8 protein-coding genes, 1 pseudogene and 1 CRISPR repeat array are annotated in these 11,853 nt (G+C 40.7%); of the genes and pseudogenes, 7 read left to right on the forward strand and 2 right to left on the reverse strand.

All coding sequences use genetic code 11. The features are described from left to right. Positions 1–522, forward strand: a pseudogene (locus tag ORD22_RS13645) (hypothetical protein); the annotation flags it as partial. Between the two features lie 130 nt (positions 523–652). Here ORD22_RS13645 and ORD22_RS13650 read toward each other — a convergent pair. Both ORD22_RS13650 and ORD22_RS13655 read right to left on the reverse strand, forming a co-directional pair. Beyond that, entirely contained in the window at positions 653–1,792 is a 1,140-nt protein-coding gene (locus ORD22_RS13650; RefSeq protein ID WP_317646656.1) for a radical SAM protein, read from the reverse strand. A 63-nt stretch (positions 1,793–1,855) separates the two neighbouring features. After that, positions 1,856–2,131, reverse strand: a complete 276-nt coding sequence (locus tag ORD22_RS13655; RefSeq protein ID WP_317646657.1) for a hypothetical protein — start codon at positions 2,129–2,131, stop codon at positions 1,856–1,858. A gap of 293 nt (positions 2,132–2,424) precedes the next feature. Between ORD22_RS13655 and ORD22_RS13660 the strand changes: the two genes are divergently transcribed. The 6 genes from ORD22_RS13660 to ORD22_RS13685 form a co-directional block, all read left to right on the forward strand. Then, on the forward strand, positions 2,425–2,760 hold the full coding sequence (locus ORD22_RS13660) for a helix-turn-helix domain-containing protein (protein WP_317646658.1): 336 nt from the start codon (positions 2,425–2,427) through the stop codon (positions 2,758–2,760). Positions 2,761–2,927: 167 nt separating this feature from the next. After that, a CRISPR array of direct repeats spans positions 2,928–6,138; the repeat unit is 33 nt; unit sequence ATTTCAATCCACGCTCTCAATACAGAGAGCGAC. Between the two features lie 700 nt (positions 6,139–6,838). Beyond that, positions 6,839–7,174, forward strand: a complete 336-nt coding sequence (locus tag ORD22_RS13665; protein WP_317646659.1) for a hypothetical protein — start codon at positions 6,839–6,841, stop codon at positions 7,172–7,174. A 152-nt stretch (positions 7,175–7,326) separates the two neighbouring features. Then, on the forward strand, positions 7,327–8,046 hold the full coding sequence (locus ORD22_RS13670) for a conserved phage C-terminal domain-containing protein (RefSeq protein WP_317646660.1): 720 nt from the start codon (positions 7,327–7,329) through the stop codon (positions 8,044–8,046). Further along, positions 8,047–9,312, forward strand: coding sequence for a replicative DNA helicase (locus ORD22_RS13675; RefSeq protein ID WP_317646662.1), 1,266 nt, complete (start codon positions 8,047–8,049; stop codon positions 9,310–9,312). Positions 9,313–9,472: 160 nt separating this feature from the next. Next, on the forward strand, positions 9,473–9,715 hold the full coding sequence (locus ORD22_RS13680; RefSeq protein WP_317646663.1) for a hypothetical protein: 243 nt from the start codon (positions 9,473–9,475) through the stop codon (positions 9,713–9,715). An 884-nt stretch (positions 9,716–10,599) separates the two neighbouring features. Continuing rightward, positions 10,600–11,853: AAA family ATPase (locus ORD22_RS13685; protein ID WP_317646664.1), on the forward strand; the 1,254-nt coding region annotated here is incomplete at its 3' end.

The following is an 11,853-nucleotide window of genomic DNA, read 5'->3' on the forward strand; positions in this document are numbered from 1 at the left end:
GTAATGAATGGGATGGGTGCGAATATTTATGTGATTTTGCCTGTCCATGACCAGGCGGAAATGAACAGCCCAGAGAAAGTAGATAAGCCTTGCGGTGACGCGGTTTCTGAAGTCGTTTTGCAGAAGGAAGCTTCTTTCTTTAAATCTACAAACAGTACACAAAGACAAAAGACGTCTCATCTTGCAGATGAAAAGTTATCCACAACGTTATATTCGAAAATGAAGGACTTGCTTGCGTTAACTGGAGATACGTCGAAGGCGAGAGATCTATTTGCGATTCATCGTTCATTGTCAGGTCGTATGTTACGTTTTGAGATTCATCAGGGGAAAGAGAAGTTGTTTGAAGAATTGGCGTATCGTGCAGCGAAGATTAGTGTGATGGCGACGAAGACGAAGAATATTCGTAATGTGGCGGGGTATTTCAGTGGTGTATTGAGACAGTTAATTTCTGATGCATTGTTTGAAAATATTCATGAAGAGTATTCGGTGTCGGTGGATGATTTTTATTGCCCAATTATGTGATTTTACGCTCTCTGCTGTCTAGATCATGCTCGATCTTTCAATTCACCGTACGCTTCGCAAGTTGGAGACATGGAAGATACTAGGTCCTTATGAAATTCTTGATTTTATGGGAACCTAGTACCTTTATTAGTTACACCAAACTAAACGCAATTTCCGCCTCCTGTAAATCACTCTGGATTCGTGTACTTATATGTTGCAGCGTATCGAATAAGTCTAGACAATGGACGCTTGGGTTCTGGAAACCTTTCGCATTTCCAAAGCGATGGGGCATGTATCCGCCGCCACAAATATCCAATGCGGAACAGCTTTGACATGTTTCAGGGAGCAGTGCTTGATTATTAATACATTCTTGAAATAGATTCGTAGCCCGTAAGTCTTCAATGTCGTGGTTCGTAACATTTAAATTTAGTCGTGTCATGCCATCTCCGCATGTGCGGATGACGTCTAAAGGTTCTAAACTTCCGTCAGTCTCTATTACAACATGGGTAATCGGATGTGGACCTAATGCGTCAATCGTGGATTGGCCAGATAAAATACCTTGCATCGCATGTTCAAACCAGCGAATGCTCACGTCTGCATTCTTATTTTCATACCATGCATCGAAAAGCTCTTTATAATAACGGGCTAGCGATCCTGACGGCCAAGGGGGCTGAAGGTCATGATGATAGTCTGGCCACAGAAAATCCATCGTAGTTACGCCAAGTTCTAACAAGTGTTCATAAATAGTGACTCCAGAATGCTCGGGATTTGCTACGACTAGCACTCCCCAGTTAGGAGCAGATGACCCCAACTCTCGCAATTGGTCAATCGAGCGACGAACTTTATCGTAACTTCCACGGCCCGCATGATCCACACGATAACGATCATGCCATTGCGGAGGCCCATCGAAACTGACTCCAAGCCCTATCGTATGTAACTTGAAAAGTGCATACCACTCACTATTCAATAGGGTGCCGTTCGTTTGGATACTCATATTCACCGTAAGTCCAGAAGGTGCGCGGCTTTTCGCTTCCTCAATGAACCATCTTGTCCACTCCACTCCAGCTAATAAAGGTTCGCCTCCGTGGATGATTAAATTGACATCTTTCAAATGATTTCTGCTAGCATATTCATAAATACGATTAAGTGTGTGATCAGCTATTTCTCGACTCATCACTTTTGGTTTTTTTAAATAAGTGGTATCTCCCATATTATACATATAGCAGTAACTACAATTGAGGTTGCAAATTCCGGCAGTTTTAATGATGAAATTTGTAGATGCGATCGTCATTAGGAACCCCCCTCATTTATTATTGAAAGCAGAACCACGGACGGTTCTGCTTTCAATAGAACGTTAAAATTTGATAGATAATGAAAAACTGAGTGCTTTATCACCAGGATTATTTGCACGTACACTTTCCATTGCATTTTTAAGAATCGGATTTAAATCTTCAGCGCGTTTGATACTTTGTGTAATATCAAGACTCGTTGCGCCCTTAGGAAGTCTGACATCTTTTAAATCAGCCATATTCGCAATGTCTTGTCTTATGCTGATCTTAGGATTTAAAATATTTTTGTCCAGCACGTCACGTCCCACATTCAGCTTGGCATTTCTAATATTCTTATCCATATGTTCTTCACCTCCTTCGATTGTACGGAATATTCTGCGTATTTAAACTATTACCCCTCATTTACCCAGACATTTACAATTGAAACCTGAAAATGTTAGTGTTTTTAAGAAAATACTAATAAAGAATACTTCTACCTATCTATTTCTAATTTAGATGATAGAGTAGTCCCTCCGTTTATATCCTTCTCTATAGTGCTTTTCACACTTCGACTAATGGAGACTATTTTTCGATTTATACTGTCCACTTTTTGCACGGTGCTGTCTATATATAGTGTAAAAGGGGGGGACAACGTATGCATGAACTATCAATTTATGCACATTTCACAAGTAAAGAAGAACTGGACAGGGCCATTCGCCAGCATCTGAACGACCAATGGAAAGCGATTAATAAAACGGATCGGTTGGTGTTGGAGTTGATTGCCAAGTATTCGGCAGAGCATTTGGCGGCCCAAATGACTCATAAGGTGATGGAAGAGGAATTAGGTGTATCGAATACAACGATCCGTCGAACGCTACGCAAGTTGGAAAAATTGAAGATGATTGAGCGGATACCTTATGTGAAACCTACGTTGAATGGATTGGGACCGAATATTTATGTCGTGTTGCCGGTAGAGGATGGCGTGATTTGAAAATTAGTTGATGAATATCTTGCTTAACAGAAAACTCCCTGAGAACAGTGATGTGCTCAGGGAGTTTTTATAGTGGATCGCCAAGACTCTTAATTCGTTTCAATATCGTCGCATAGGTGGTACAGAGAGCGACTAAATAACTTTTTAATAGCATGTAAGCTACCGAAATTTCAATCCACGCTCTCAATACAGAGAGCGACATGAATCTATCAGAATATCAAAAGTTGTCAAGTAATTTCAATCCACGCTCTCAATACAGAGAGCGACTCCAATGTTCACGTAGTAGATCTACTTCTAACAATATTTCAATCCACGCTCTCAATACAGAGAGCGACGACAGTTGTTAGATATTCCAGATGCGGATTTTACCATTTCAATCCACGCTCTCAATACAGAGAGCGACGTTATGCAAAGCAGAGGGTAAGTATCATCGTGTGGAATTTCAATCCACGCTCTCAATACAGAGAGCGACGCACGGTTGCACAACTTTTACAGGTGATTGGTCTTATTTCAATCCACGCTCTCAATACAGAGAGCGACCATCTACTATTTATTACAAAATTAATAAGATGATATTTCAATCCACGCTCTCAATACAGAGAGCGACGTTAAAAGTGTCAGAGGATTGAGGTGGTGAATTGTATTTCAATCCACGCTCTCAATACAGAGAGCGACGCCTATAAACGGCGGGGTTTTGGAGAGTTACCGAATTTCAATCCACGCTCTCAATACAGAGAGCGACGTAAAGCTATCGCATTAGCAAGAGCGTTAGATATTATTTCAATCCACGCTCTCAATACAGAGAGCGACGTAGGTTTCGGCATTTCCAGAATCCTTTGTGATGCATTTCAATCCACGCTCTCAATACAGAGAGCGACCAATTCTCCGCACAACAAACCCCCAATGTCTCTTCATTTCAATCCACGCTCTCAATACAGAGAGCGACCCTGATCCCGATGATCCTGATTATCCCGATGACGATTTCAATCCACGCTCTCAATACAGAGAGCGACAAAAACAGCGAGGTGTCTTGGGCGGATCTTGTGCATTTCAATCCACGCTCTCAATACAGAGAGCGACCAGCAACGTCTAGCAGACCGGCAAGGAGACCCTCATATTTCAATCCACGCTCTCAATACAGAGAGCGACGCATACCGTTTAAACGTTTGGTAGTGTCTCAGAAGATTTCAATCCACGCTCTCAATACAGAGAGCGACGGCTTCTTTTTCCGTTTCATAAAAGTGAGTAATTGATTTCAATCCACGCTCTCAATACAGAGAGCGACAGCCCGGTGAGAAATCTATACGCGAGTGCATCATAATTTCAATCCACGCTCTCAATACAGAGAGCGACAGCGACAGATAATATGGTTTTACAACTATTAATGATTTCAATCCACGCTCTCAATACAGAGAGCGACATACATATCTCGCATTTGGTCAAAAGTTAGATTTATTTCAATCCACGCTCTCAATACAGAGAGCGACGAGTGTGCTTGACCATTTACCGCATTAGAAATAATTTCAATCCACGCTCTCAATACAGAGAGCGACGTCGTCGGCATGTAATACAGTAGGTCTTTTAAACATTTCAATCCACGCTCTCAATACAGAGAGCGACGAAACTTTCAAGGTTGGGGATTGGGTTGTGCATGAATTTCAATCCACGCTCTCAATACAGAGAGCGACATATTTGGCAGTACGGCAATAGCAAGTACACCATTATTTCAATCCACGCTCTCAATACAGAGAGCGACGAAAAAGGCGCGGTAAGGTTAATCCGTCATCCGGAATTTCAATCCACGCTCTCAATACAGAGAGCGACTTGTCTATCATAGATTGCCTACCATCATCACACAATTTCAATCCACGCTCTCAATACAGAGAGCGACATATTTGGCAGTACGGCAATAGCAAGTACACCATTATTTCAATCCACGCTCTCAATACAGAGAGCGACGCGTCACTAGGGCGCTTAACCAACGAGACCTCGATTTCAATCCACGCTCTCAATACAGAGAGCGACGTCCAATATAATCAATTTTTCATTTACATTTCAATTTCAATCCACGCTCTCAATACAGAGAGCGACCAAGAATCAGAATGGAAGAATTGCAACAGGAATTATTTCAATCCACGCTCTCAATACAGAGAGCGACATAACAAAGTCCACGAACGATTGGACGAGCAGCATATTTCAATCCACGCTCTCAATACAGAGAGCGACCGCCGACCTCGTAATACCCGCCGACTCCTATCGTCATTTCAATCCACGCTCTCAATACAGAGAGCGACAGCCGATTGCCTTTATCATCTGAGTGGGATCCCATTTCAATCCACGCTCTCAATACAGAGAGCGACATCAATCCGCTAACTAAATCCTTACCTGCTTGCAAATTTCAATCCACGCTCTCAATACAGAGAGCGACTTGATCTTGCCCGCAAATGGCTCACCGTCTCTTGTATTTCAATCCACGCTCTCAATACAGAGAGCGACGAATACGCGCATGACGGTTCTCGGCTGGGCAAGAATTTCAATCCACGCTCTCAATACAGAGAGCGACCTTGCTGATTGATACGCTGGGCGCAGAAGATAGTATTTCAATCCACGCTCTCAATACAGAGAGCGACGGCTTTCGCTCGTATGACGATAATCTGCCAGAGTATAATTTCAATCCACGCTCTCAATACAGAGAGCGACGGTTGGTAGTTTCACTGGACAACTTACCCCAGTTTTATTTCAATCCACGCTCTCAATACAGAGAGCGACGTTGGTCTTTCTTGTGGTAGTTGTTTGGGTTCATAAGATTTCAATCCACGCTCTCAATACAGAGAGCGACTTCCGCGTTGCAAAAGTAGTTGTATTCACTCGGAATTTCAATCCACGCTCTCAATACAGAGAGCGACACAAATGCGCTACGAAGTAGAGTACCTAGTGCCAGATTTCAATCCACGCTCTCAATACAGAGAGCGACCAACTTGTTTTCCAACTTGGGCGCTTGTGCCGTATTTCAATCCACGCTCTCAATACAGAGAGCGACTCCTGGTGCTGGTAAAAGTTATGCAGCAACAAAAATTTCAATCCACGCTCTCAATACAGAGAGCGACGATAAAAATACAGGTGCTATTGTTAAACCGATAGAAGATTTCAATCCACGCTCTCAATACAGAGAGCGACCATGTCAACGGTCGAATTTGGGGGATTGTTCAGCGATTTCAATCCACGCTCTCAATACAGAGAGCGACCGATTTTTTTTGCTGCTTGCGAGTCCTTTAGGGCATTTCAATCCACGCTCTCAATACAGAGAGCGACAGACTCTTGAAAAGGGGAACGGTAACTATGGCAATTTCAATCCACGCTCTCAATACAGAGAGCGACTACGAGATATTGTGTCATCTCTTCATTATTCTACTACAAATAGTAAGTGAAGTGAATAACGTCAACGTTTTCATAAAATAAATACATGGAAATGGCAAAAAAATGCGCGAACCTCCCTGGGTTTTTATGTGCACTTCGGGTTCGCACATTCTTAAAGCTATTAATAAAAGGTACTAGACCTCCCAACAAAATGAGAATTATTTAGGGAACTGGTGCTTGAGTTACGATGTGAAACCTACGTTGAATGGATTGGGGCCGAATAATTTATGTCGTGTTGCCGGTAGAGGTTGGCGTGATTTAAAATTAGTTGATGAATATCTTGTTTAATAGAAAACTCCTTGAGAACCGTGACGTTTTCAGGGAGTTTTCTTAATTCATTGCTTGATCGTCGCGTAGGTGAAGTGTGACAGTAGTATCTAGCGATTGCTGATTACAATTGAATAGACTAGATTGGAAGTTTTGCATAGCTGGTGTGGAGAAAAATGCGAGTTCCACCTGGCGTTTCTGCATAGGCCAATAACCAAAGAATGTAAGATGACTACAAAGAATAAAGAAATGGTCGAGAAGTCTCTCGACGCTGTTGCTTTCAATTTTTAAAAATAATTTAAGTAAATGTGTATCCTTATGCAAAAACCGCTCTATATAGCGAGTGAAGAGGCAAACTACTGTCGCTTACAACTAATTAATAGGGGGAATTGCTATGTTAATTTTAGAAAATGAACCATCTTTACAGTTTGATCGGGCGTTAGCAGCGAAGATTGGATTTAATGAATCGATTGTGTTGCAACAACTTCATGCGTTGTCATTAGATGCGGAAGGGCAACAGTGGGTATGTAAGTCGTATAAAGAGTGGCGTGTACAGTTTCCGTTTTGGTCGGTAGATACGATTAAGCGTACGATTAAGAAACTGGAAAAAGCGGGGTATATTCATTCGAAGCGAGTAGGACGGAAAGAAAAATGGTATTGCGTGAACTATGAAACGTGTATGGCGGAAGCAATCACGTTACTGCCCGTTTATTCAGAGGAAGAGAACTAAACGACTTGAGTTGAAGCAAAGCGCTTCGACTCTTTTTTTATGCCTTGTTACAAATATTTTTCACGATGTGTATCCTTACGCAGAAAGCCTTCTATATAGAGAGTGAAGAGGCAAAAGAAAACCTCTTACATTTAGTTTGAGGAGGAAAACAGATGAAATTGTTAATCGATGAAGATCCGTTGCACGTATTGCCTTCATTGGCGAGAAAAGTAGGTTTGAATGGAGCGATATTTTTACAGAAACTGCATTTCCAGTTATTGATGTCGAAAAACGTACAAGACGGGCATCCGTGGGTGTGCAAAACGTATGAGGAGTGGGCAGAAGAGTTCACTTTTTGGTCAATTAATACAATCAAACGCGTTACATATGACCTGGAAAACAAAGGATATCTTTTATCAACATCCGCTTACAACAAAATGAAAATGGACAATACAAAGTGGTATCGAATTGATTATTCAACACTAAATACGCAACCAACATGGATGGATGTGTCTACCTTAAACGAGTCAGTAGGTTTGCCAATAACTAAAGAACGTGTCGAGATGAATCACGACGCTATACAGGCGGTTATTGACTACCTTAATCAACAAACGAACAAGCAATTTAAAGCAAACGCAGCAGCTACGAAGAAATCAATTAACGCGCGTTTGACTGAAGGCTACACAGTCGATGATTTCAAACGCGTCATTGATCTCAAAGTCTCCCAGTGGCAAAACGATCCAAAGTTTCGTTCGTATTTACGACCTTCCACGTTGTTTAATCCGACAAACTTTGAAAACTATTTGAATGAAGTTCCAGCAGTGACTAGACAAAAGAAACCACGAGAAATCCTACGTCCACCCGTATTTGATTTCAGCAAAGGAGAGATGTAAATGAAGAGCGAATTAGCAGAGAAAAGTGTACTCGGTACGATGTTACAGGAAAATTATTTGATACTTGATAGCGGCATGAAAGAATGGTTCTTCCAGACGCAAGTCCATAAAACTATTTACGCATCGATGTGTGAGCTTGCTAGAAAAGGAAAGTCCGTTGACTACATTACATTGATCGTCGCCAGAGAGCCAGCAGAACTTGGCGGTGCAAACTACTTAGCTGAATTGACCCGCTTGGCGAATCCGACCCGTTTTGATGAGTACAAAGAAATCGTTATCGATACGTGGAAAAAGCAGGAGAAAAGTAGACTGTTACATCTTGCATTGCACAATGACTGGACGATTGCACAAATTCAGAAAGCCTTTGATACGCTAGAAGATAACGACACGTTAACACCGCAGACATCGATCAAACCAGACTTGATCGCTCAATACGAACGGCCATTTATTAAGCAAGAGGAAATGACTGGAATTACTACGGGACTACGTGATTTGGATTATATTTTGAACGGCTTTCAAAAGAGCGAATTCATCGTTGTTGCGGCTAGACCGTCAATGGGGAAAACCGATATGCTCAATCATTTCGCCTTAACTGCTGGCTTACATGGTCATGTACCGATTGTCTTTTCACTCGAAATGAGCCGTACATCCATCACCGACCGACTCATCGCCTGTGCAGGGAACTATAGCCGCTTGAAAATGCGTGATCCGAATAAATACTTCACAAAAACACAGAAAGCGAATTGGACGAGCGCACTCAAGCACGTAAACCTTGCCAATATCCATATTGATGACCGTAGCGGATTGAAGGTCAGTCAAATGAAAGCGACCGCACGAAAAATTATCAAAAGCAATCCGGACAAACGACCGATCATTTTCATCGATTACTTACAAATCATCCGTGCCGAACAACACGCAGGCAACCAAACACAAGCAATCGGTCAAATTAGCGCAGATCTAAAAACGATGGCAAAAGAATTCAACTGTCCCGTCGTCGTGTTGTCTCAGCTATCGAGAGCCGTCGAACAACGACAAGACAAGCACCCCATCATGAGTGACCTACGCGATTCCGGCAACATCGAGCAAGATGCAGACGTCGTATGCTTCTTGTACAGAGACGATTACTATGACAAAGAATCAGACGCTGCAGACCACCTAGAAATCCACGTCGCTAAACATCGCAACGGTCCGATTGGTAGATTAGCTGTCTACTATAGCAAAGACACCGGCCAACTAAGAGACATTCAGTATGCGACTGATAAATGAGGGAATTTTTATGATCTCCGTACGGGAATTATTTCATTACGCCTTAGAAACCGGGAAGGAAGTTTGTATGCGTATAGGGAAGGTGGGGGGTGTTTCCTTGGTATGTGATGGCGGGGGAGCGGGTGTTGTGTCGGATGTGAATGAATCGGAGGGATGATAGTTGGAGATTTCAGATGTGGTGCTGATTCCAGTAATTGTCGGGTTGGTGGATGCGTTGAAGAGTTATGGGGTGGAGAAGCGATGGCTGCCTGTAGTTTCGGTGTTGTTGGGGGTGGGTGGTGGAGTGTTGTATTTGTTTCCTGAGGATTGGAAGTTGGGGGTGTTGGGTGGAGTAATTATGGGGCTGTCGGCTGGTGGGTTGTATTCTGGGGGGAAGGTTGTGGTTCAGAGAGGTAAGGAATAGATAGATGATTTTATGATTGGCCCTTGTTTGTGTCGTAGGTTGACATGGATGGGGGTTTTTTGTTGGTTTTCTAGATATTAGCTGTTAATTACAAAAACTGTAGATTATTGTACAAAAAAGTCAGATTATAGATATAATAGAACTATAAAAGGCATTTTAAATGATGGAAGGAGGTTATATCCAGGTTTGACGGAAAAGGTATTGAAGTGCTTTCATTACCAAAAACGGTTAGTAAGATTGTTGAACTTAATGGACATATCCAAAATTTGGTGTAGGACCCAAGGTTGGTACCCGATGAAGTTTCTGGTCTACCCAGTAAGTCGAGATTGTACTGGTTAGTATCATTGAGTCCTCCTTGTACAAATGGTATGAAAATACGGAAGAAGCTGCATATAACGGCGACTTGATTTTAAGGTGGAGTAATCTTGATGTATTAGTTGAATTTGCGATGAAGTTTTACCTATCAATATACTATGTGAATTATAGGGCAAATCCTATTGTGATATTACAATGGGTTAAACAAGTTGACCCCGAAGGTGCGCAGTATAACGGCTTAAGAAAGTTCTTTGCGGACAATATTTGGAGTGATAACGAATGAGGTAGTAAGAATAAATGGCTCAAAGAAATTCAAGGGAAAAGAAATGCAATATATGCGTATCATGATAGGGATGTCAGGAACTTTAAAAACTTCCGTGCGCAGGTTAAAGAGTACTTATTATTACTAATGGATGTATTAAATAGAATTTCATATCCTGAAGACATATATAGACCTTATGTCAGACTTAAGTGACTAGCTGATGTAATTCCCCGTAAGTTCATTTATGGGGCTCAAGAAATACTATAAGAAAATCTAATATATTTTATTATGCAGATGAGGTGACGCTATGTATATTAAAAACTTACAAATTAAAAATTATAAGCAACTTGAAGAAATAAATTTAAATTTCAAGAAAGATAGAGCGAAAATTATTGCGGGAGAAAATAACAGTGGAAAAACCTCTATAATTAAATTAATTCAGGAAATCGTTAGAAATCGGAAATTGGATCCTATGGAGTATTCCATTCTAAAAAGACCTAAGTTCGAAGAGGAATTAAAGTCTTTAGTCAATGAAAATTTGCATTTAGATGAGTGGGAAAGGAAATATCAAATTTTTGCTGATAACCTTTCAATACAAGTGAAAATAGAAATTGAATACGAGATATTTGAAAATATTAGTGAGATAGCTGAGTACCTTATGGATTTAGAGCCAGATCGTAATAGCATATACTTTTTATTACAGTGCACAATTCCCAAAAAAGTGATACTTGAAAATATTCAACAATGGAAAACTGAAGTATTTTCATTTGATGAAGTGTTTGCGCATAATGAGTGGAACTATTATTACACAGATTATCTATTTTCAAATCGTAAAGAAATGAGTTCGAAAGACTTCGCGTATCTTTTTAACATAGAAGTGATTTCTGCAAACAAAGAAATTTTAGATCAAGAGAAAAAAGGTAAAGAATCCATTGCAACACATACCATAGGATATTTAAAAGAAACAAAAGAATGGGACGAGACATATAAAGAGCTAGCAAGTGTAACTAAAGAAGCAATTGATAGAACCGGTATCGATGTTAAAATAAGAGAAAAATCACTAGAAAATTTGGAGGGATTTTTAAAAAAGGTTCGAGAAACGACGGGAGAAACCCCCTTAAAGTTATTGACGAGCATAAAATTAGTGTCTAAAAATATTGAAGCTCTTTTAAACGATGGATTGAAAGTACTATTTGAAGGACCTGGAAATCATGACTTGGATGAATTTTCTCAAGGACTCGGATATAGTAATTTAGTAAAAATGCACTTAGTCATAGAAACATTTATAGAGAGAATCGAACAGAAAAACACATTCGGAAATAAAATCAATTTAATAATAATTGAAGAACCTGAAGCGCATTTACATCCCCAGATGCAACGTGTTTTCATGGAATATTTATATGAAAAGATTGAGAACGTTGAAAATAAAGGAATCCAGTTATTGGTAACTTCTCATTCACGTGAAATAGTACAAGTCACAAGATTAGAGGACGTCATTGTATTCAAGAATAAGAATTATAAAACGTCAGCTCATGAGCTAAATGAGATCGAGAATATGGAA

Source organism: Sporosarcina sp. GW1-11, from assembly GCF_033088395.1.
GTDB lineage: Bacteria > Bacillota > Bacilli > Bacillales_A > Planococcaceae > Sporosarcina.